Genomic DNA, 21,239 nt, shown 5'->3' with positions numbered 1-21,239 from the left:
AATTACTTCACCGTCCCGATGTAGCGGTCCCTGAGCGCCCGGTTGCGGGCTGTCAGGGGCTGTTCGACGCCGCGGATCATCACCATGCGCGCCACGCTCGTGGTCTCCAGCGGATCGCCGCTCCACAGCACGAGGTCGGCGTCCTTGCCGGCTTCGATCGAGCCGAAGGTGTCGGCGAGACCGAAGATCCGCGCCGGATTGATGGTGATCGCGGCCAGCGCTTCGTAGGGCGACAGGCCGTAGCGCGCCGCCCGCCCAGCGATGAACCGCGGCGTGCGGATCAGGAAGACGATCCGGGCCACGCTGGGCTTGAAGGCGACCAGCACGCCGGCGTCGTGCAGGATCGCGGCGTTCTCGTAGGTGGCGTTGAGGCTCTCGAACTGGAACGCCTGGTTCTCCTCCGCGTCGATCACCACCGGGATCTTCGCCGCGGCGATCTCCGGCGCGAGCATCCAGGCCTCGGCGGCGCCGGACAGGATCACGCGCACCTTCTCGTCCCGCGCCAGCGCCAGGACATTGCGGATGTCGGAGGCGCGGTTGACCTCGACCAGCAGCGGCTCGCGGCGCTGCACGACAGGAACCAGGGCGTCCAGGTCGGCGCGGGACAGGGACATCTCGTCCAGCCGCGCCGGGTCCAGCGAGGCGGGATTGCGGGCATAGGCGCGGGTATCCGCGAACGCCTGCTTCAGCAGGGTCAGCAGCGCGCCGCGGGAGCCGCCGGCCGCGGACGCACCCTGTTCGCCGGCGTCGAGGTAGACCGCCACCCGCGGCTTGACGGTGAGGTCCCCGCCCTCGCCCAGCTGGATGACCGCCGCCTGGCCGCCGAACAGGCGCGCCGGGGTGTTCGGCGCGCGCGATTGCGGATTGGGCGTGATGATGGCCCGGGTCACGCCCTCGATCCGCGCCTCCGGGATCTGCGGCGAGGTCGGATTGACGTCGTAGCTCACGTCGAACCCGGCGCTGAGGCGAGGGTTGTTCGATCCACGGCCGCCGTAGCCGCTGCCGATCGTGTCGTTCAGGCCGATCGGGGAGACTGTAGCCGTCAGGCCGGGAGTGAGGATCTGGCCCTTGGCGTCGATGACCCGCGCTTCGCGGGGGATCGCGAGCCGCTCCCCGATCCCCACGATCTTGCCGTCGCGGACCAGGACGGCGCCGGACGGCAGGTCGCCGACGGGGCCCATGCTGAGCACCCGCGCATTGACGATGGCCACGGTCTCGGCGGCGGCGGCGGACGTTGCGGCGGTCGCCAGCGCGGCCGCGAGAACCAGGCAACGGATCATCGGGGCGCTCCCAGGCCACGCGGCGCGGGTCGCGCCGGAGATACGGGCCGGCGCGCGTTGCCCAGCTCGAAGTCGGACTGCGGCGCCCGGCCGGGAGCGGCGCGGTCGTAGATCAGCGCGCCGTCGATGAAGACCAGGTCCGGCAGGCTGTAGACGCTGAACGGATCGCCGTCCCAGAGCACCACGTCGGCCATCTTGCCGACCTCAAGCGATCCCACCCTGTCGGCGACGCCGATCACCTTGGCGGGGTTGAGGGTGACCCAGGCGATCGCCTGTTCCGGTGTCGTCCCCAGGCCGGCCTCGCGCCCGGCGGTCATCGCCCGCGCCGCCTCCTGGTTCAGGTGCTGCATCAGCATCACATTGTCGGAGTGCATGGTGGCCACACCGCCCGCCTTCTCGACGAAGGCGGCGTTCTCCATGATCGAGTCGTAGGCTTCCATCTTGTAGCCCGACCAGTCGCCGGCCCAGGTGACCACGGCGATCTTCTCACGCGCCAGCAGCGGCGCGATCTTGAACGCCTCCAGCGCATGGTGGAACGCGGCGATCCTGAACCCGAACTCGTGGCTGAGGTCGATCATCTGCACCATCTCGTCTGCGCGGTAGCAGTGGATGTGGACCTTGATGTCGCCGTTCAGCGCGCCCGCCACCGTCTCCAGCATCAGGTCGCGCCGCGGCGGATCCCCCGCCCCGCGCTTGCGCCAGTCGGCCCAGCTCTGGGCGTAGGCCTGGGCGGCGATGAAGGTGTTGCGATAGCCCATCATGCCGCCGGCCCGGGTGCCGGGCTTCCCCGCGCCGCCGCCCGTGGGATTCTCGCCGCAGGCCATCTTTAGGCCGTAGGGCGCACCGGGAAACTTCATCCCCTGCGGCGCCGTCGCCGGCACGTTCTTCAGCGTGACCGTGCGGCCGTTGAACAGGTTGGACGAACCCGGAAGGATCTGGACCGTGGTGACACCCGCCTGCCGCGCGCGTTCGAACATCGGGTCCTGGGTCCAGACCGAATGCTCGATCCAGACACCGCCGGGGTTGGGGCCGCTCTCGTTGCTGCCGTCGCCGTTCGCCGCGGTCGGGCTCGAGCCCGCGCCGATGTGGGCGTGCGGGTCGACGATCCCCGGGGTCAGCCAGCGGCCGCCGGCGTCGATCACCTTGGCGTCGGCCGGGTGGGCGATGTCCTTGCCCACTGCCGCGATCCTGCCGTCGCGGATCAGCAGCGACCCGCCGTCGATCCGTGGCCCGGCCGCCGTGAGGATCGTGGCGTTGACGAACAGCACGGGTCCGGCCGGCGCAGGCTTATAGGTGGAGGGGAACGGATCGGGGCGGGTCGCGGGGTCCAGGCCGGCGCGGATCGGCTTCGGCGCGGCGGCTGGCGGGGCGGCGGCGTTGGCGGCAGGCTTGGGCGGCGTCGCACACGCGGCGAGCGCCAGAGCGCCCGTCAGCAGCGCCAGACCCGTTCGGCGTCTCACCCACGTCGTCATGCAGACTACCCCTGCAGCGTCACCAGGACGCGTCTTCCCAACCGTGAATGTAATTCATCATCGGCGCAATTTTTATTCGAACTATGTTCTCTGCTTCCTCTCATGGCATCATCCATTCGCGCGATTACTCGAAGGCGCATAGTTCATCTTACGAGTAGGGAGGCGAGGCATGGCAGTGGATCGGCGGATGATGTTGGGTGGAGCCGCGGCGCTGTGGGCCGCGGCCGGTTTTCCCGCGAACGCGCAGACGGCGATCCCCACCGCGGTGCGCCAGGGCCGGATCACCGTGCGGGGCCGCCAGATCGCCTATCGCGCCGAGACCGGCGAGATGGTGATGCGCAACGGCGCGGGGCAGGGCCGCGCGACGATCTTCTCGGTCGCCTACATCGCCGAGCGCGCCGACCCGAAGGCCCGGCCGGTCAGCTTCGTGTGGAACGGTGGGCCGGGCGGCGCCAGCTGGCACCTGCGCGAACACCTCTCGCCCAAGATGACGGTCGCGGCCACAATGCGGGGCCACTATGCCTTTGTGGCGAACCCCGACAGCCCCATCGACGTCACCGACCTGGTCTTCATCGATGCGCCAGGCACCGGCTACAGCCGCTTCCTCTCCGAAGAGGCCAAGCCTGAGTACTGGGGCGTCGAGCAGGATGGCCAGGCCTTCGCCGACTTCATCGCCGGTTGGCTGAAGGACCACGACCGCCTGGCCTCGCCCGTCTACCTGGTGGGCGAAAGCTACGGCGGCACGCGCGTGGGCCAGATCGCCAAGTTCCTGGCCGCCCGGCCCCAGCCTGTCGGGCTCGCCGGGGTCGTCCTGATCTCGCCCACCCTGGGCAGCGGCGGCCCCGCGAACCCGCCGCAGCCGGTGCTGGCGCTCCCCAGCCTGGCCGCGACGGCGCACTTCCACGGCCGCGGCCTGCGCGCCCGCCAGCCGCTGCAGGCGGTGGTCCGCGCCGCTGAAGCCTTCGCCGATGGCCCCTATGCCGCCGCCATCGCCAAGGGCGAAGTCACCGACGCCATGGTCGATCAGGTCGCCGGCTTCACGGGCCTGCCGCGCCAGGCGATCGTGGACGCGAAGCTCGCCCCCTCGCTCCAGCAGTTCCGCACCGGACTGCTGGCCGACAAGGGCGAGCGACTGGGAGGCGGCGACGGTCGGGAGCACAAGGTCCCGCCACCGCCGGCGCAGGACACCGTCGTCACCGCCAACGACGACTACGACCTGCACGCCTCCATCGTCGGCCTGCTGACCGACGAGCTCGGCTACACGCCCGCCGGCCCCTATGCCCGCGATCCGGTCGAGGCGAACCGCAAATGGAACCAGCAACTCACGGGCCCAGCCTACACGCCGGAAATCCTGCGCACCCTGCCGTCGAAGCCAAAGGTGTTCCTGGTCGCCGGCTACTACGACCTGATCGTGCCCTATCGCCAGCCGCTCAAGGCGCTGTCAGCCGCCGGGTTCGCGCCGGGCCGGTTCCAGGCGCACATCTATCCGACGGGTCACGGGGTCTACGAAGACCTGGCGTCGCGCCCCAGGGCCACCGACGACCTGCGGGCGTTCTATCGGGGCTAAAGCCCGAACTTACCCCAGAGGTCTTCGCTCTTGAGCACGCCGCGGATGAAGGCGGCGTGGACGCTGCGTTCCTCTTCGGTGGAGCGGGGCGCGAGCGGGCGAGGGCGGGCGCCGTATTCGGTCTTCGAGGCGACAGACACCGCGTTGATCATGGTCGTGGTCGCCAGTTCCAGCCGGCGCTCGCGGCCGCCCTTCAGCTCCAGGTAGACCGCGGCCAGCAGCTTGGCGTCGATGAGCGCCCCGTGCTTCTCGCGCTCGCTGAGCGAGACCTTGAAGCGCTTGCACAGCGCGTCCAGCGAGTTGTGCATCCCCGGGAACCGCTGCTTGGCCAGCGCCAGGGTGTCGATCCAGCGATGCTCCGGCAGGTGCTCGCGCCGGCAATTCGCCAGTTCCCAGTTGATGAAGCCGCGGTCGAAGCCGGCGTTGTGAGCGATCAGCGGCGCGTCGCCGATGAACTCCAGGAAGGCCTCGACCACCTCGGGATGCTCGAACCGGGGCTTGCCGCGCAGGAATGAGGCCGACAGGCCATGCACCTTCTCGGCTTCTGCGGGCATATCGCGGCAGGGGTCGATGTAGACGTGGAAGCTGCGGCCGGTCGGCACGAAGCTCTCGATCTCCAGCGCCGCCAGTTCCACCAGCCGGTCGCCGGTCTTGGGGTCGAATCCGGTGGTCTCGGTGTCGAGGACGATCTCGCGGGCCATGGGGCTTTAATGCCCCGATCCGGGGCCGGTCTTCAACCGGCGGAAGCGCGCAGGTTGGCGATGATCGCCTTAACCTGTGCACGGGCGGGCTCCAGCCCTTTGCCGGTGTCGACCACGTAGTGGGCGCGCGCGCGTTTCTCGGCGTCGGCCATCTGCTGGGCCAGGATGGCGTCCAGGCGTTCCGGCGTCATGCCCGGCCGGGCCAGCACCCGCTCGCGCTGCATCTCGGGCGGCGCGGAGACCACCACGACCGCATCCACGTTCGCATGGCCGCCGGTCTCGAACAGCAGGGGCACGTCGAACACCACCCAGTCGGCGCCGTCCGCCTCGGCCTGCTTCAGGAAGCCCACGCGATCCAGGCCCACCAGCGGATGGACGATGGCGTTCAGGCGTTTCAGTTCGTCCGGCTGACCCAGCACCCGCTGGCGAAGCGCCTCCCGGTCGACACGTCCGTCCTTCACCACGCCCGGGAAGGCGTCTCCCACCGGGCCCACCGCCGCCCCGCCCTGGTCGTAGAGGTCATGCACAGCCGCGTCGGCGTCGTAGACCGGGATCCCGGCCTCGCGAAACATGGCCGCGGTCGTCGACTTGCCCATGCCGATGGAGCCGGTGAGGCCGATGATCCTCATTGGCCCATCGCCTTCAGCGCCAGGGCGCGGACGTCGATCCCCGGCGGCTGGGCGCCGAACAGCGCCTCGAACGACGGCGCGGCCTGCTGCACCAGCATCTCCAGCCCATCCACCGTCCGCCGGCCCAGCGCCTTGGCCCGCGCCAGGAACGGCGTCTCCAGCGGCTTGTAGAACATGTCCATCACCACCGCGTCCCGAGGCGTCGCCTCCAGCGGAACGTCAAGGCCCGGTCCGCCCGCCATGCCGGCCGCCGTGGCGTTGATCACCGCGGTGACGCCCGCGAAGGCGCCTCGCGCGCCGGCGAGGGATGACGGTGCGACCTTGCGGCCCAGGTCGATGGCCAGGTCCTGCGCCTTCGACAGCGTGCGGTTCAGCACCCGCACCTCCGGCGTCCCGGCCAGCAGCAGGGCGGCCACCGCGCCCCGCGCCGCGCCGCCCGCGCCCAGCACCGCCACCGGCCCCGCGGCCGGGTCGAAGCCCGGCGCCTGTTCGTCGAACGCCGCCAGCAGGCCCACGCCGTCGGTATTGTCCGCGCGGATCCGGCCATCGGTCTCGAACACCAGCAGGTTCGCCGCCCCGGCCAGCCGGGCCCGCGCGCTGGCCTCGTCCGCCGCCGCCAGGGCCGCCTCCTTGAAGGGTACGGTGACATTCACACCTCGAATGGCGCCGCCCCCCCTCTGGCCTTCCACGAACGCCGCGAACCCCTCCGCCCGCGGCGCGAAGGCGACATAGACTCCGTCGATTCCCGCCGCCGCCAGCCAGGCGTTGTGCAGTACGGGCGAGAGCGAATGGCCGATCGGCTGGCCGACGACGCCGGCCACGACGGTGCGCGCGGTGATCATGCCGCCAGCTCCCCATGCCGCCGCAGCAGGTCCAGCAGGCCCATCAGCGGCAGTCCCAGGATGGCGAAATAGTCGCCCTCGATCTTCGAGAACAGCTGCGCGCCCGGTCCCTCCAGCCGATAGCAGCCCACCGAGCCCAGGGCGTGCGGGCCCTCGCTCTTCAGGTAGTCCTCGAGGAAGGCGTCGGAGAAGTCGCGCATGGTCAGGCTGGCGCTCACCAGCTCGCGCCAGATCGGCGCGCCCTCCTTGGCCACCACCACCGCCGAGTGCAGCTTGTGGGTCTTGCCCCGCAGCAGCCTCAGCCGCGCCCGCGCCGCGTCGAGGTCATCGGCCTTGTCATAGAGCGTCCCGCCCAGGTCCAGGGTCTGGTCGGCCCCGATCACGAAGCCCGGCTTCGCCCGCGACACCCGGATCGCCTTGAGCTCGGCGAGCGCGTCGGCGATATCGCGGGGCCCGTGGCCCTCGGCCAGCAGCGAGGCCTTCACCGACTCCTCGTCCACCCCGGCGACGGTCGCCTCATAGGCCACGCCCGCTCCGTCCAGCACGGCCCGCCGCGCGGCGCTCTTCGACGCAAGTATGATGCTCACCCCAGCACCTCGACCTGGCCGTGGCCCTTGTGCAGCAGGTTCAGCACCGCCGCGGCGGTCTCCTCCACCGAGCGGCGGGTGACGTCTATGGTCGGGAAGCCGTGCCGCTCGTACAGCCGCCGCGCCGCGATGATCTCGTCGCGCACCGCGTCCTGGTCGATGTAGGTCGACTCCCGGTTCTCGTTCAGACTGAGGAGGCGGTTCCGCCTGATCTGGATCAGCCGGTCGGGCGAGATCACCAGGCCGACGATCAGGGCGCTCTGCAGCTGGAACAGCTTCTCCGGCAGCGGCCGGCCCGGCACCAGCGGCACGTTGGCCGCCCGCACGCCCCGGTGCGCCAGATAGATGCAGGTCGGCGTCTTGGACGTCCGCGACACGCCCAGCAGCACCACGTCGGCCTGGTCCAGGTCCTGGCCGCCCTGGCCGTCGTCATGGCCGATGGCGTAGTTCAGGGCGTCCATCCGGTTGAAGTAGTCGTTGTCCAGCCGCAGGTGCGCGCCCACCCGGCTGGTGGTCGCCGCGCCCAGGTAGCGCTGCATGGCGCTGACCAGCGGGTCCAGGGCCGGCAGGCACGGCATGTCCATCCGCCGGCAGCCCTCCTCCAGCGCCTCGCGCAGCTTGTCGTCGACGATGGTGTGCAGGACGATGCCAGGCGCCTCCTCGATGTCCGCCAGCGCCCGGTCCAGCTGCCGCTGGGATCGCACCAGGGCGTAGATGTGCTCGATGGGCAGGACGTTCTCGAACCGGGCGCAGACGGCGCGCGCCATGGCGTTCAGGGTCTCCCCGGTGGAGTCCGACACCAGGTGGACGTGGAAATAGGTGGCGAGGCGGGCCGGCGCGGTCATGTCCAGGTGCGGTCCAAAATTCTGCTGGGGATGGATCCTGTGGACTCACTCTTAGCGAAGCTGGACGGCCTTGGGGATAGATGGGCGCCGAAAGCCGTCAAGGCCCGGCGCCCAATGATCACGAGGACGGATCACCCCGTTAACCATCTATTAACCCCCAGGGCCCGCCCCCGGGGCGCCGTTGGCTGGGCGCCGATGCGAACAACTCGATATCCCACAGGGCGCCCCGGCTTCTTAACCAAGTCCTTACCGAAACCTTAAGGCCTTCCGCCGCCTCTAGCCTCGCTCCCCGCAATTCACAGGCTGTCACATCCTGTGCCGCCGTCTGGGGACGACCTGGGGAGAACCGCCGGATTGTCAAAGGATCGTCAAGGTTTTCCCCGCTGCCGACAGCCTCTACCTCTCCTGCTCCAACCCATTTCAAGATTCTTCTAGATTGAAGGGAAGAAGGGCCGGGCGGGACGTACAGGGTCGCTCTTGAGCCTGGGGGTCTGGCAGGCTTTAAGTCGACCTCATGACGACCGAGACGCCCCGCCTGCTCCGCGTGCTTGCCGGAGAAACCCTGGACCGTCCGCCGGTGTGGTTCATGCGCCAGGCCGGCCGGTCCCTGCCGGAGTACCGCGAGCTGCGCGCCCGGGCGAAGGATTTCATCGCCTTCTGCTTCGATCCCGAGATGGCGGCCGAAGCCACGATGCAGCCCATGCGCCGCTTCCCCATGGATGCGGCCATCGTCTTCGCCGATATCCTGCTGCTCCCCCAGGCGCTGGGCCAGGAGGTCTGGTTCGAGGCGGGTGAGGGGCCCAGGCTGGGCGCCCTGCCGCCGATCGGGGCGCTGCAGGACGCCATCGAGGGCTCCACCGCCAAGCTGGCCAGCATCGGCGAGACCCTGGTCCGCGTCCGCGCCGAACTGGAGCCAGAACGGGCCCTGATCGGCTTCGCCGGCGCGCCCTGGACTGTGGCGACCTACATGCTTGAGGGCCGCGGATCCCAGCGCGAGGCCGCCCGCACCTACGCCTACGAACACCCGGAAGAGCTCGACGCCCTGCTGAACGTGCTGGTGGAGTCCACCGCCCGCTACCTGGTCATGCAGGCGAAGGCGGGCGCCCAGGCGCTGAAGCTGTTCGAGAGCTGGGCCGACAACCTGGCCGAGGACGTCTTCGAGCGCATCGTGATCGGACCGCACCGCCGCATCGTCGAGAAGGTTCGCGCCGCTGGCGTCAACACCCCGTTCATCGGTTTCCCGCGCAGCGCCGGCGCCCTGGTCGAGCGCTACGCCGCAGAGGTTCCCGTTCAGGCTGTCGCACTCGACACCCAGGCCAGCGCGGCCCTGGGCCGGAAGATCCAGGCCGGCGGCCAGGCGATCCAAGGCGCGCTCGACAACCTGCTGCTGCGCGCCGGCGGCCCGGCCCTGGACGCCCGCGTCGACACCCTGCTCCAGCAATGGAGCGCCGGTCCCTACATCTTCAACCTCGGCCACGGCGTCATGCCCGACACCCCCATCGAGCACATCGCCCGCGTCGTCGAGCGTGTCACCGGCAAGTCCGTGAAGGCGATGGCGGCGGAATGACCAGTTTCCGCTCCTCACCTGTCGCACAGACGACGGGGGAGGTGGATCGGCGCGCCGCGACGAGACGGAGGGGGCGCAAGACCTCAAGCTCCACGACGCAGCCGTCACGCCCCCTCCACCACTTCGTGGTCCCCCTCCCCCGAACTCTTCGGTTCAGGGGAGGAGCGAGATGAAACTCGCCGTCGTACTCTTCAACCTGGGTGGGCCGGACAGCCTCAAGGCCGTCCGCCCGTTCCTGTTCAACCTGTTCCGCGATCCGGCGATCATCCAGCTCCCGACCCCGGCACGCTACGCCCTGGCGGCTCTGATCTCCACCGCCCGCAAGAAGTCCGCCCAGGCGAACTACGCGATCATGGGCGGACGTTCGCCGATCCTGCCCCAGACCGAGGCCCAGGCCACCATGCTGGAGGCCGAGCTGAAGTCCGAGGGTCACGAGGCCCGGGTCTTCGTCGCCATGCGCTACTGGAAGCCGTTCGCCGACGAGACGGCCCGCCAGGTCGCCGCCTTCGCTCCCGACGAGATCGTGTTGCTGCCGCTTTATCCGCAGTTCTCCACCACCACGACCGGCTCGTCGGTGAAGGACTGGGCGCGGGCCTACAAGGGGCCTGGCCGTACGCGAACCGTCTGCTGCTACCCGACCGCGCCCGGCCTGGCCGACGCCCACGCGGCGGAGATCCGCAAGGTCTGGGAGTCCGCCGGCAGGCCCGGGAACGTGCGCCTGCTGTTCTCGGCCCACGGCCTGCCGCAGCAGATCGTCGACGGCGGCGATCCCTACGAGGCGCAGATCAACGCCACCGCGGCGGCCGTGGCCCAGCGCTTGCCCGAACTCGCCGACTGGCGGGTCTCCTTCCAGAGCCGGGTCGGGCGGCTGCAGTGGCTGAAGCCCTCCACCGAGGACGCCATCCGAGCGGCCGCCTCGGACGGCAAGGGCGTGCTGATCTCGCCCATCGCGTTCGTGTCCGAACACGTCGAGACCCTGGTCGAGCTGGATCATGAATACGCCGAGCTGGCGGCTGGCCTGGGCCTGGCGCCCTACCTCCGCGCGCGCACCCCCGGCGTCGGCGCGCCGTTCATCGCCGACCTGGCGCGCGCGGTCACCGACGCCCTGCCGCGGGAGGGTGTCGCGCCGTACGGGCCTTGGCGGTGTCCGGCGGGTCATGGCAAATGCTTGTGCAGGGAGGTGCAAGCCGCATGAACTGGTTCGACCTGCTCCGGGGCCTGCACATCATCGCGGTGATCGCGTGGATGTCGGGGATGATGTACCTGCCGCGCCTCTACGCCTACCACACCGAGACCGCGCCTCCGGGCAGCGAGTTCGACGCCCACTTCAAGGTGTGGGAAGGCAAGCTGCTGAAGATCATCATCAATCCGTCGATGAGCCTGACCTGGGTCCTCGGCGTCAGCCTGATCCTCTGGCACGTCTACGCGGCCAAGGAGGGATGGGCCTTCCTGCTCCAGCCCTGGATGATGGTGAAGCTGGCGGCGGTGATCTTCCTCTCCGGCTGGCACGGCTTTCTGGCCGGCTCGTACAAGAAGTTCCTGGCCGGCGAGCGTCCCAAGACCGGGAAGTTCTGGCGCGCCACCAACGAGATCCCGTTCCTGGCCGCCGTCGTCGCCGTCCTGGCCGTCACGCTTCAGTTCTTCAGCCGCTGATCCTATCTGAACCCTGTCATCCTCCGCGCATGGGGGTCGGCCGGGAAAAAGTTGACCCCGAACGCCGGACGTGGTTCCCCTTCGTCCACGCGTCGGCTTCCGGCGCGCCCCGCCTTATCTCCGGCTCCGCGCTGCCAGCGCCCTGAGCCGGCTCCCAGACGAAGTTCAAATCGGCGCCCGACGGCGCCCTCAGACTAACCCGCCCGCAATCGGACACCGTCCGGTCGCGCGCGAATTCCAAAGTGAAATCAATGCAAGACGATACTCAAGACAACGCCCCCGCGGAAGAGACCGAAACCAACGGCGCGGCCGAGGCCGACACCCTGGCCGACACGCTCGAGCCGCAGCTCGCCGAGGTCGACGCCGAAGAGGCCGCCGCCGAAGCCGAGAACGACGAACCCAGCGAGGCCTCCAAGGCCATCGCCTCCATGGGTTTGACCCGCATGAGCCTGCAGGAGCTGAAGGACAAGTCGCCAACCGACCTGCTGGCCTTCGCCGAGCAGCTGGAGATCGAATCCGCGAACTCCATGCGCAAACAGGACATGATGTTCGCGATCCTGAAGGTCCTCGCCGAAGAGGGCGTGGCGATCTCGGGCTCAGGCACCCTGGAAGTGGTGCAGGACGGCTTCGGCTTCCTGCGCTCGCCGGAAGCCAATTACCTGCCCGGTCCGGACGACATCTACGTCAGCCCCTCGCAGATCCGGAAGTTCGGCCTGCGGACCGGCGACACCGTCGACGGCGAGGTGCGCGCCCCCCGCGAGGGCGAGCGCTACTTCGCCCTGGTGAAGGTCGACCTGACCAATTTCGAGAGCCCCGACGCAGTCCGCCACAAGGTGCTGTTCGACAACCTGACGCCGCTCTATCCCGACGAGCGCTTCAAGATGGAGATCGATGATCCGACGCTGAAGGACCGCTCCGGCCGGGTCATCGATATCGTCGCCCCGCTCGGCAAGGGCCAGCGCTGCCTGATCACCGCCCCGCCGCGAGTCGGCAAGACGGTGATGCTGCAGAACATCGCCAAGTCGATCGAGACCAACCACCCCGAGTGCTACCTGATCGTGCTGCTCATCGACGAGCGGCCCGAAGAAGTCACCGACATGCAGCGCACCGTGAAGGGCGAGGTCATCTCCTCGACCTTCGACGAGCCGGCCACGCGCCACGTGCAAGTCGCGGAAATGGTTATCGAAAAGGCCAAGCGCCTGGTCGAGCACAAGCGCGACGTGGTCATCCTGCTGGACTCGGTCACCCGTCTCGGCCGCGCCTACAACACCGTGGTCCCGTCGTCGGGCAAGGTGCTGACCGGCGGTGTCGACGCCAACGCCCTGCAGCGCCCCAAGCGCTTCTTCGGCGCGGCGCGGAACATCGAGGAAGGCGGCTCGCTGACCATCATCGCCACGGCCCTGATCGACACCGGCAGCCGGATGGACGAAGTCATCTTCGAAGAGTTCAAGGGCACCGGTAACTCGGAGATCGTGCTCGACCGGAAAGTTGCGGACAAGCGGATCTACCCGGCCATCGACGTGCTGAAGTCCGGCACGCGGAAGGACGAGCTGATCACCGAGAAGAACCAGCTTCAGAAGACCTACATCCTGCGACGGATCCTCGCGCCCATGGGCGCCCAGGACGCCATCGAGTTCCTGCTCGACAAGCTACGCAGTTCGAAGAACAACGACGAGTTCTTCCAGTCGATGAACACCTAGGGCCGAGCGCCGAACCTAGCGCCCTCCTCTCCTTGCGGGGGAGGGCGGGGGGCCGGGGCCTCGGCCGAATCTCGATCGGGCCTTGGGCCTAATCGACCGCGTTCGCGGCGGAGCTCAACGTCGCCGCCGTACAGATCTCGCGGAGCTGGCGGGTGAGCATCGGCCCTTCGAGCTGGCTCACGGACAGCCCCTCTTGCTTCAGGCGCTTCCTGACATCGGAAATGCTGGCGCACTCGCCGGAGCGAGCGAGTTCGAAGGCACGTTCTAGGGACGTCGGTTGAAAACTCATGCCCCCTATAACGCATGGCGGCGGCATTTCGTCGCCAACGCTTTGCGGTTCGCGCGTCTTTTCTGGCAAGTAGGGCGCCCACGCCCTACATGAGGCCATGCAAACCTTCAGAGCTTACCTCAACGGCCCGGCCGGGACGATCATCTGGGCCGCGTGGATCGAGGCGTCCGACCGGGCGACCGCCCAGGTCCGCGCCGCCGGTCTTTGCGCGCAAGGAAATCCCACCGTGGACCTTTGGACCGCAGCGGCGCGGATTCCGGTCGACGACCTCGAGGCCGTCTGACCCCCGTTCACGAACGGGGTTTTTTGGGCGTCGGAAAACCTTAACGATTTCAACAGTCCGATAACCGAATTGGCCGTGTGGCGAATTAGGCCGCGTCGACCGTGTGGTAGTGCGTCCCCGTGCGCGAGAGAGCCGCCATCTTGTGGCTGCAGTGACCACCGACCCCACCCTCGGTAGAGCCGGGGCCATACCGGTATTACGAGCGTCACTGTTTCACGTGAAACAGCGGCGAAGCCGTTGCTCTCGACAGGAGAGCAACGGCCAAGTTTCTAGGGAATCAGTAGGCTCGCCCCGACCGTCGCGCGGCTCTCCAGGGCTTCGTGTGCCTTGCGGGCATCGGCCAAGGCGAACGTCTGGCCGATCTCGATCTTCACCTTGCCCGACCGGATCACGTCGAACACCGCGGCGGCCGAAGCGTCCAGTTCCTCGGTCGTGACGATGTAGTCGAACAGGGTGGGGCGGGTCAGGTAGAGCGAGCCGGCCTGCGCCAATCGCCCCGGCGCGAACGGAGCCGCCGGCCCCGAGGCATTGCCGAAGCTGACGAACAGGCCGCGCCGAGCCAGGCTGGCCAGGGTGCCTTCGAAGGTGTCCTTGCCCACCGAGTCATAAGCCACCGGCACGCCCTTGCCCCCGGTTATCCGTCTCACCTCGGCCGCTACGTCTTGATCGCGGTAGAGGATCACGTGGTCGGCTCCCAGCTCGCGCGCCTTGGCCGCCTTGGCCTCGGAGCCCACCGTGGCGATTACCTCGGCGCCCAGCGCCTTGAGCCACTGGGTCATGATCTGGCCGACCCCGCCGACGGCCGCATGCACCAGCACCGTCTCGCCCGCCTTTACGGGATAGGTGCGGCGGATGAAGGCCTCGGTCGTCATACCCTTCAGCAATACGGCCGCGGCCACGCGGGTCTCTATGCCGTCGGGGATCTTCACCACCCGGTCGGCCGCCACGACATTGGCCTCGGCATAGGCGCCGAAGCCCCCGGAGTAGGCGACGCGGTCGCCCACCTCGTGGCGGGTCACCCCTTCGCCGACCGCCTCCACGACGCCGGCGGCTTCACCGCCCGGCGTGCAGGGCAGTTTCACGGGATAGAGGCCGGTCCGGTGATAGGTGTCGATGAAGTTGATCCCGATGGCCTCGTGGCGGATCCGCACCTGGCCGGGCTTGGGCTCGGGCGTGTCGACCTCGACGACCCTTAGGACTTCGGGACCGCCGGTGGTTTCGAATTGAACCGCGCGCATCAGCCGAGTGTCCTTTGGAAGAATTGCTGGGTGCGGCCGTTGGCGAGCTTGGCGTCGGCCTCGTGATAGTGCTCGCCGCCCACCCGAGCGAAGGCGTGGTCGCGGCCAGCGTAGGTGTGGATCTCGATTTGGGGGTGGTCCTTCAGCGCCTGGAGGATGATGGCCTGCGCCTCCTTCGGCACGAATTGGTCCTCTTCTGCGATGTGCATCAGCAGCGGCCGGGTCAGCTTCTCGGCCTCGCCCACCAAGCTCTCCAGCCCGACACCATAGTAGGAGACCGCGGCGTCGACGTCGGTGCGGGTGGCCGTAAGGAAGGCGAGCTTGCCGCCCAGGCAATAGCCCACGGCGCCGATCTTGCCGTTGCATTGCGCGTCGGCGCGGGCGGCCTTGATCGTCGCCTGGATGTCCTTGACCCCCTGGTCGACGTCGAAGGCGTTGAACAGCTCGAAGGCCTTCTTCCATTCGGCTTCGGACTTGTCGGTGATGTCGATGCCTGGCTCGATCCGCCAGAAGAGGTCGGGGCAGATCGCGAGATAGCCCTCGCTCGCCAGCCCGTCGGTGATGTCGCGCATCACCTCGTTCACGCCGAAGATCTCCTGGATCACCACCACGGCCGGGGCCTTCTCGGCCTTCGGGCGGGCCACATAGGCCGAAAACTCGCCGGCCGGCGTCGAAATGCTGATGCGTTCGCCCATGTCCCGTCCTCGTTCGTTACTGACTGCCGGGTGGTACTAGCGCACAAGCCCGGCTCACGGCCATATGGTGGACTAGGATAGAGAGGGCCAGACGTCATGAAGATGACCATCGAGGTGGATTGCACCCCGGAGGAGGCCCGGCGGTTCATGGGCCTGCCGGACGTCAGCGGATTGAACGACCACCTGGTCGGCGAGATGACCAAGCGGATCGACGCCAATATCAACATGCTCAATCCGGAGGAGTTCATGAAGAACTGGATGACCTTCGGAACCGGGGCCCAGGAGCAGTTCCGGAAGTTCATGGAAGTCGCCACCACCCGCAAATGACCGACACCATCTACGCGCCGGCGACGGCCGCGGGCCGGTCGGCCGTCGCGGTGGTGAGGCTGTCCGGGCCCAGGACCAAGGATGCGGTGAGGGCGCTGGCGGGCCGCGCGCCCGCGGCGCGACGCGCGACGCTCAGGACCCTGCGCGAGGCCGGCGGGGAGGAGATCGATCGGGCCTTGGTGCTCGTGTTCGATGGGCCCGAAAGCTATACCGGCGAGGACGCCGCCGAGTTTCACGTGCATGGCGGTGCGGCGGTGGTCGCGGCCTTGATCGAGGCGCTGAGCGCCCTGGGCCTGCGCCTGGCCGAGCCGGGCGAGTTCACCCGTCGCGCCTTCGAAAACGGCAAGCTTGACCTCGCCCAGGCCGAGGGCGTCGCCGACCTGATCGAAGCCGAGACCGAGGCCCAGCGCCGCCAGGCGCTGGAGCAGCTGGGCGGACGGCTTTCGGACGTGCAGGCCCGCTGGACCGAGGCGCTCATCGAGGCGCTGGCGATGTTGGAGGCGGCGGTCGATTTCCCCGATGAGGAAGTGCCCCAGGACGTCGCCGCCCGCGCCCGACCGGCGCTGGAACGGCTGGTGGCCGAGCTGGAGGCCGCAGCGACCGACGCCGAACGCGGCGAGCGGATCCGGGAGGGCTACCGCATCGCCCTGATCGGCGCGCCCAACGCCGGGAAGAGCACCTTGCTGAATGCGCTTGCCGGCCGCGACGCCGCGATTGTGACCGCCACCCCCGGCACCACGCGCGACATCATCGAGGTCCCGATGGTGCTGGCCGGCTACAAGGCGCTGATGGCCGACACCGCCGGGCTGCGAGACACCGGCGACGAGATCGAGGCGGAAGGGGTCCGGCGTGCGCGGGCCTGGGCGGCGGCCGCGGATCTACGGCTCTGGCTGGTGGACGGTTCCAGCGCCGAGACCGGCATGGTCCCCATGGAGCTGCGGCCCGGCGACCTCTGCCTGATCACCAAGCGCGACCTGCCCAGTGGACCGGCCGGCGCCTGGGCCGCGGGGCAGGCGAGGCGGCTCGGACTCTCCGCCACGGAGATCACCGCCAAGGGCCCCGGCGACCTGGCCTGGGTGCGCGCCACGTTGGACGAGCGCATCGTCGAGGCCCTGGCCGGCGCGGAGCCCCCGGCCGCCACCCGCCTGCGCCACCAGGAACTGCTGAGCGAGGCCGCCGATCGCCTTCGCCACGCCCTGGACCAGGACGAGCATCTCGAACTCGCCGCCGAGGACGTCCGTCTGGCCGCCCGCGCGCTCGACCGTATCACCGGCCGCATCGATCCGGAGGATGTGCTGGGCCGGATCTTCTCGACCTTCTGCATTGGGAAGTGAACAGGGACCGGTGGCGTTGTTTCACGTGAAACGTCGGCGCCTTTCCCCTATATGCAGCCCTTCATGACCTGGGATGTGATCGTCATTGGGGGAGGGCACGCCGGCTGCGAGGCGGCGGCGGCGGCGGCGCGGTTCGGCGCGCGCACCCTGCTGCTCACCCACAAGCTCGAGACCATCGGCGAGATGAGCTGCAACCCGGCCATCGGCGGCCTGGGCAAGGGCCACCTGGTCCGCGAGATCGACGCCCTGGACGGCCTCATGGGCCGCCTGGCCGATATCGCAGGCATCCAGTTCCGTATGCTCAACCGCTCGAAGGGCGCCGCCGTCCGCGGCCCTCGCAGCCAGATCGACCGCCGTCTCTACCGCGAAGCCATGCAGGCCGAGCTGTGCGCCACGCCGAACCTGGCCATCGTCGCCGAGGCGGTCGAGGACCTGATCGTCGAGGACGGCACGGTCGGCGGCGTCGTGGGCGCCACGGGGACCGAATACCGGGCCGGCCGCGTCGTGCTGACCACCGGCACCTTCCTGAAGGGGATGATCCACCAGGGAGACCAGCGCATCCCCGCTGGCCGCGTCGGCGACGCACCCGCCATTGGCCTCTCCGACCGCCTCTACGCCTCCGGCCTGCAGATGGGCCGCCTCAAGACCGGCACGCCCGCGCGCCTCGACGGCGCCACCATCGCCTGGGACCGGCTGGAGATGCAGGACGCAGACGCCGAGCCTATTCCCTTTTCTTTCCTGACGGGCTCCATCACGACCCCGCAGGTCCAGTGCGGCATCACCTACACCACGGAAGAGACCCATCGGATCATCGCCGAGCGCCTGGGCGAGAGCGCGGTCTACGGCGGCCGGGTCTCCGGGCGCGGCCCGCGCTACTGCCCGTCCATCGAGGACAAGGTGGTCCGCTTCCGCGACAGGACCAGCCACCAGATCTTCCTGGAGCCCGAGGGCCTGGACGACACGACGGTCTATCCGAACGGTATCTCCACCTCGGTTTCCGCCGAGACCCAGGACCTGTTCCTGCGCACCATCCCCGGCCTGGAGCAGGTGGTGGTGAAGCGGCACGGCTACGCCATCGAATACGACTACGTCGACCCGCGCGAACTCTACCCCACCCTGGAGGTCAAGCGCCTGGCGGGCCTTTACCTGGCCGGCCAGATCAACGGCACCACGGGTTATGAAGAGGCGGGAGCCCAGGGCCTGGTCGCCGGCCTCAACGCGGCCCGCGCAGCCTCCGGCGCAGACGCCGCCCAGTTCGCCCGGGACGAGGCCTATATCGGCGTCCTGATCGACGACCTGGTGACCCGCGGCGTCACCGAGCCCTATCGCATGTTCACCAGTCGGGCCGAGTTCCGCCTGACGCTGCGAGCTGACAACGCCGACCAGCGGCTCACCGGCAAGGGCGTAGAACTTGGCGCTGTCGGCTCAGCCCGCGCCGCGGTATTCCACGTGAAACAACGGCAGCTGGCGGAAGCGCGGGCGATGGCCCACGACCTGACCCTCACGCCCGCCGCCGCCGCCAAGGCCGGCTTGCCGGTGAAGGCCGATGGGCAACGGCGCGACGTGGTCGAGCTGCTGGCCTATCCGACCATCACCTTCGAGGACTTGGCCCGGATCTGGCCGCAGATCGGCGCCTGGGGGCCGGCGGTGCGCGAGCAGATCGAGATCGACGCGTCCTACGCCGGCTACCTGGATCGCCAGGCCGCCGACGCCGAAGCCTTCCGGCGCGACGAAGACCTGCGCCTGCCGGCCGAGCTGGACTACGCCGCCATCGGCGGGCTCTCCAACGAGGTGCGCGAGAAGCTGGCCACCGTGCGCCCGCTGACCCTCGGCCAGGCCGCCCGCATTGAGGGGGTGACCCCCGGCGCGCTTACCGCCCTGCTGGCCCACGTCCGGCGCCGCGCGGCCTGAGCGTGGCGGTCACCGACGTCCAGAGCTTTGCCAAGGCGGCCAAGGCGACCCCCGAGCAGGTGGCCGAACTGTCGCGCTTCCTCGATATGCTGACCGCCGGCAACGAGGTGATGAACCTGGTCGGTCCCGCGACGATCCCCGATTTCTGGAACCGCCACGCGTGGGACAGCGCCCAGCTCTTCCGCCTGGCCCCGCAGGCGCTCACCTGGGCCGACCTGGGCGCCGGCGCGGGTTTCCCGGGCCTGGTCCTGGCGATCCTGGGAAAGGGGCGCGAGGGGTTCCACGTGCATCTGGTGGAGAGCATGGCCAAGCGCTGCCGTTTCCTCTCCCAGGCGGTCGCCGAGCTGGACCTGCCTGCCACGGTGCATAACGAAAGGGCGGAAAACCTCTCGCTGGCTGTGGACATCGTCACCGCACGCGCTTGCGCGCCTCTTCACCGCCTGTTGGGGTATGCCCGGCCATACTTGCTGAGTGGGGCGCAGGGTTTGTTCCTCAAGGGTCAAGATGTGGTGGCGGACATGTCCGAGGCCGCAAGATATTGGGAATACGAGGCGGATGTCGTACCGTCGCTCAGTGATACGCGCGGCCGGATCGTGCGTGTGAGGAGGTTGGGTCGTGCCCGCAAGGTCTGACCGGAGACTACGCGTACTGGTCGTCGCCAACCAGAAGGGCGGCGTCGGCAAGACCACGACCGCCATCAACCTCGGCACGGCGCTTGCCGCCGTGGGCGAGAAGGTGCTGCTGGTGGACAGCGATCCCCAGGGCAACGCCTCCACGGGGCTCGGTGTCGGCCGGGCGCTGCGCAAGAAGACGCTCTACGACGTGCTGATGGGTGAACAGCCGCTGCTGGACGCCGTGGTGAGGACCTCGGTGCCGGGCCTCGACCTCATCCCCTCCGACCCGGATCTGTCGGGGGTGGAGCTGGAGCTGGGCCAGCAGGCGCGGCGCTCGTTCAAGCTGCGCGACGCCCTGATCCCTGCCCGCGAGGGCGGCGCCTATACCTATGTCCTCATCGATTGCCCGCCGTCGCTGAACCTGTTGACGGTGAACGCCATGGCCGCGGCCGACGCGGTGCTGGTGCCGCTGCAGTGCGAGTTCTTCGCCCTTGAGGGCCTCACCCAGCTCATGCGCACCATCGACCTGGTGCGGGGCAGCCTGAACCCGTCTCTGGAGCTGCAGGGGGTGGTCCTGACCATGTACGACCGGCGCAACTCGCTGTCGGAACAGGTGGCCACCGACGTACGCCTCCACTTCGGCGAGGCGGTCTACCAGACGGTGATTCCGCGGAACGTGCGGGTCTCCGAGGCGCCGTCCTTCGGCAAGCCGGTTCTGGTCTACGATCTGAAGTGTACGGGCAGCCAGGCCTATCTGAAGCTGGCCCGCGAGGTGGTGCTCCGCGAACGCAAGCGGCGCACGGAACAACTGGAACTGAGCTGATGGCGGAAAACCGCAGGGGATTGGGGCGCGGGCTGTCCGCGCTGCTGGGCGAGTCGGAGGAGATCGCCCACGCGTCGGATCCGGCGTCCGGCGTGCGCGACATTCCGATCGAGCTGATCCATCGCAACGCCGAGCAGCCGCGCCAGACCTTCGACGAAGGCGAGCTGGCCGAGCTCGAGACGTCGATCCGCGACAAGGGCGTGCTGCAGCCGATCCTGGTGCGGCCATCGCGCCGCGACGGCGAGTACGAGATCGTCGCCGGCGAGCGCCGCTGGCGCGCCGCGCAGCGGGCCGGCCTGATGGCGATCCCGGCGCTGGTCCGGACGCTGGGCGACACCGAGGCGTTCGAGATCGCGATCATCGAGAACATCCAGCGCGCGGACCTGAACCCGATCGAAGAGGGGCGGGCCTATTCGTCCTTGATGGGCCGCCTCCAGATCACTCAGGAGGAAACCGCCAAGCGGCTGGGCAAGTCCCGCAGCCACGTGGCCAATACCCTGCGCCTGATGCAGCTGCCGCCCGCCGTGCAGGACCACCTCGTGGCCAAGCGGCTGACTGCCGGTCACGCCCGCGCGCTGCTCACCGCCGACAACGCCGAGGCCCTGGCGGACCGTATCGTGGCCCAGGGGCTCTCCGTGCGCGAGACCGAAGCCCTGACCCGCGACAGGCCGGATGCGCCGAAGAAGGCCTCCGGTCCCCGCAAGGCCAAGGACGCCGACACCGCCTCCCTCGAGGTGGATCTGGAGGATGCTCTGGGCATGACCGTCGACATCGCCGACCGCGGCGGCGCGGGCGAGGTGAAGATCCGCTACGCCAGCCTGGAACAACTGGACGAGATCTGCCGCCGGCTGATGCGGCGGTAGGAAGCGGGCTTCCAAAGGC

The 21,239-nt window shown here is 69.1% G+C and carries 21 protein-coding genes; 12 read left to right on the top strand and 9 right to left on the bottom strand.

Annotated features, from left to right (window positions below):
- Positions 1 to 2: 2 nt before the first annotated feature.
- Together EPO51_RS13495 and EPO51_RS13490 are read right to left on the bottom strand one after the other, a co-directional pair.
- Positions 3 to 1,280 carry an amidohydrolase family protein gene (locus tag EPO51_RS13495; RefSeq protein WP_293351307.1) on the bottom strand — a complete coding sequence of 426 codons (1,278 nt, stop codon included), beginning with the start codon at positions 1,278 to 1,280 and terminating at the stop codon, positions 3 to 5.
- Positions 1,277 to 2,752 (bottom strand): amidohydrolase, encoded by a 1,476-nt coding sequence (locus EPO51_RS13490; RefSeq protein WP_293351305.1) that lies wholly within the window; start codon positions 2,750 to 2,752, stop codon positions 1,277 to 1,279. The genes EPO51_RS13495 and EPO51_RS13490 overlap by 4 nt, the downstream gene beginning before the upstream one ends.
- Before the next feature lie 169 nt (positions 2,753 to 2,921).
- Here EPO51_RS13490 and EPO51_RS13485 point away from each other — a divergent pair, with 169 nt between their 5' ends.
- The gene (locus EPO51_RS13485) at positions 2,922 to 4,319 is read left to right on the top strand and encodes a S10 family serine carboxypeptidase-like protein (RefSeq protein WP_293351303.1); all 1,398 of its coding nucleotides are present in this window, start codon (positions 2,922 to 2,924) and stop codon (positions 4,317 to 4,319) included.
- On the opposite strand, the gene dnaQ is transcribed toward EPO51_RS13485, so the two are convergent.
- Genes dnaQ through EPO51_RS13460 form a run of 5 tightly spaced genes read right to left on the bottom strand, consistent with a single transcriptional unit; the run spans position 4,316 to position 7,923 of the window.
- On the bottom strand, positions 4,316 to 5,020 hold the full coding sequence (dnaQ, locus tag EPO51_RS13480; protein ID WP_293351301.1) for a DNA polymerase III subunit epsilon: 705 nt from the start codon (positions 5,018 to 5,020) through the stop codon (positions 4,316 to 4,318). The two genes, EPO51_RS13485 and dnaQ, sit on opposite strands and share 4 nt — an antisense overlap.
- Positions 5,021 to 5,052: 32 nt before the next feature.
- Positions 5,053 to 5,649, bottom strand: coding sequence for a dephospho-CoA kinase (gene coaE / locus EPO51_RS13475; protein WP_293351299.1), 597 nt, complete (start codon positions 5,647 to 5,649; stop codon positions 5,053 to 5,055).
- Positions 5,646 to 6,491 carry a shikimate dehydrogenase gene (aroE, locus tag EPO51_RS13470; protein WP_293351297.1) on the bottom strand — a complete coding sequence of 282 codons (846 nt, stop codon included), beginning with the start codon at positions 6,489 to 6,491 and terminating at the stop codon, positions 5,646 to 5,648. Before aroE ends, coaE begins: the two co-directional genes overlap by 4 nt.
- Positions 6,488 to 7,078 carry a Maf family protein gene (locus tag EPO51_RS13465; protein ID WP_293351295.1) on the bottom strand — a complete coding sequence of 197 codons (591 nt, stop codon included), beginning with the start codon at positions 7,076 to 7,078 and terminating at the stop codon, positions 6,488 to 6,490. Before EPO51_RS13465 ends, aroE begins: the two co-directional genes overlap by 4 nt.
- On the bottom strand, positions 7,075 to 7,923 hold the full coding sequence (locus tag EPO51_RS13460; protein WP_293351293.1) for a pyruvate, water dikinase regulatory protein: 849 nt from the start codon (positions 7,921 to 7,923) through the stop codon (positions 7,075 to 7,077). Before EPO51_RS13460 ends, EPO51_RS13465 begins: the two co-directional genes overlap by 4 nt.
- 514 nt (positions 7,924 to 8,437) lie before the next feature.
- On the opposite strand from EPO51_RS13460, the gene hemE reads away from it, so the two are divergent.
- From hemE to EPO51_RS13435, 5 genes are all read left to right on the top strand, one after another.
- A complete protein-coding gene (hemE, locus tag EPO51_RS13455; protein ID WP_293351291.1) occupies positions 8,438 to 9,490 on the top strand; it encodes a uroporphyrinogen decarboxylase in 1,053 nt (350 codons plus the stop codon).
- 169 nt (positions 9,491 to 9,659) lie between these two features.
- Positions 9,660 to 10,685 carry a ferrochelatase gene (gene hemH / locus EPO51_RS13450; RefSeq protein WP_293351289.1) on the top strand — a complete coding sequence of 342 codons (1,026 nt, stop codon included), beginning with the start codon at positions 9,660 to 9,662 and terminating at the stop codon, positions 10,683 to 10,685.
- Entirely contained in the window at positions 10,682 to 11,143 is a 462-nt protein-coding gene (locus EPO51_RS13445; RefSeq protein WP_293351287.1) for a CopD family protein, read from the top strand. Before hemH ends, EPO51_RS13445 begins: the two co-directional genes overlap by 4 nt.
- A 251-nt stretch (positions 11,144 to 11,394) precedes the next feature.
- A complete protein-coding gene (rho, locus tag EPO51_RS13440) occupies positions 11,395 to 12,843 on the top strand; it encodes a transcription termination factor Rho (protein ID WP_293351285.1) in 1,449 nt (482 codons plus the stop codon).
- Positions 12,844 to 13,229: 386 nt separating this feature from the next.
- Positions 13,230 to 13,415, top strand: a complete 186-nt coding sequence (locus EPO51_RS13435) for a hypothetical protein (protein ID WP_293351283.1) — start codon at positions 13,230 to 13,232, stop codon at positions 13,413 to 13,415.
- 269 nt (positions 13,416 to 13,684) lie between these two features.
- Here EPO51_RS13435 and EPO51_RS13430 read toward each other — a convergent pair whose 3' ends face one another.
- Together EPO51_RS13430 and EPO51_RS13425 are read right to left on the bottom strand one after the other, a co-directional pair.
- Positions 13,685 to 14,653, bottom strand: a complete 969-nt coding sequence (locus tag EPO51_RS13430; protein WP_293351281.1) for a quinone oxidoreductase family protein — start codon at positions 14,651 to 14,653, stop codon at positions 13,685 to 13,687.
- Complete coding sequence (locus tag EPO51_RS13425; RefSeq protein WP_293351279.1) at positions 14,653 to 15,348, bottom strand: dienelactone hydrolase family protein; 696 nt, start codon at positions 15,346 to 15,348, stop codon at positions 14,653 to 14,655. The genes EPO51_RS13430 and EPO51_RS13425 overlap by 1 nt, the downstream gene beginning before the upstream one ends.
- A 96-nt stretch (positions 15,349 to 15,444) precedes the next feature.
- Between EPO51_RS13425 and EPO51_RS13420 the strand changes: the two genes are divergently transcribed.
- From EPO51_RS13420 to EPO51_RS13395, 6 genes are all read left to right on the top strand, one after another.
- Entirely contained in the window at positions 15,445 to 15,675 is a 231-nt protein-coding gene (locus EPO51_RS13420) for a DUF6489 family protein (RefSeq protein ID WP_293351277.1), read from the top strand.
- A complete protein-coding gene (gene mnmE, locus EPO51_RS13415) occupies positions 15,672 to 17,009 on the top strand; it encodes a tRNA uridine-5-carboxymethylaminomethyl(34) synthesis GTPase MnmE (protein WP_293351275.1) in 1,338 nt (445 codons plus the stop codon). The genes EPO51_RS13420 and mnmE overlap by 4 nt, the downstream gene beginning before the upstream one ends.
- 63 nt (positions 17,010 to 17,072) lie before the next feature.
- Positions 17,073 to 18,920, top strand: a complete 1,848-nt coding sequence (gene mnmG, locus EPO51_RS13410) for a tRNA uridine-5-carboxymethylaminomethyl(34) synthesis enzyme MnmG (protein ID WP_293351273.1) — start codon at positions 17,073 to 17,075, stop codon at positions 18,918 to 18,920.
- Between the two features lie 2 nt (positions 18,921 to 18,922).
- On the top strand, positions 18,923 to 19,552 hold the full coding sequence (gene rsmG / locus EPO51_RS13405; RefSeq protein ID WP_293351271.1) for a 16S rRNA (guanine(527)-N(7))-methyltransferase RsmG: 630 nt from the start codon (positions 18,923 to 18,925) through the stop codon (positions 19,550 to 19,552).
- On the top strand, positions 19,536 to 20,357 hold the full coding sequence (locus EPO51_RS13400) for a ParA family protein (protein WP_293351270.1): 822 nt from the start codon (positions 19,536 to 19,538) through the stop codon (positions 20,355 to 20,357). Before rsmG ends, EPO51_RS13400 begins: the two co-directional genes overlap by 17 nt.
- Positions 20,357 to 21,220 carry a ParB/RepB/Spo0J family partition protein gene (locus EPO51_RS13395; protein WP_293351269.1) on the top strand — a complete coding sequence of 288 codons (864 nt, stop codon included), beginning with the start codon at positions 20,357 to 20,359 and terminating at the stop codon, positions 21,218 to 21,220. The genes EPO51_RS13400 and EPO51_RS13395 overlap by 1 nt, the downstream gene beginning before the upstream one ends.
- Positions 21,221 to 21,239: the final 19 nt, after the last annotated feature.

The sequence above is a fragment of the Phenylobacterium sp. genome (assembly GCF_004297125.1).
Taxonomy (GTDB): Bacteria; Pseudomonadota; Alphaproteobacteria; order Caulobacterales; family Caulobacteraceae; genus Phenylobacterium.
This window is presented reverse-complemented; position numbering and strand designations above follow the sequence as displayed.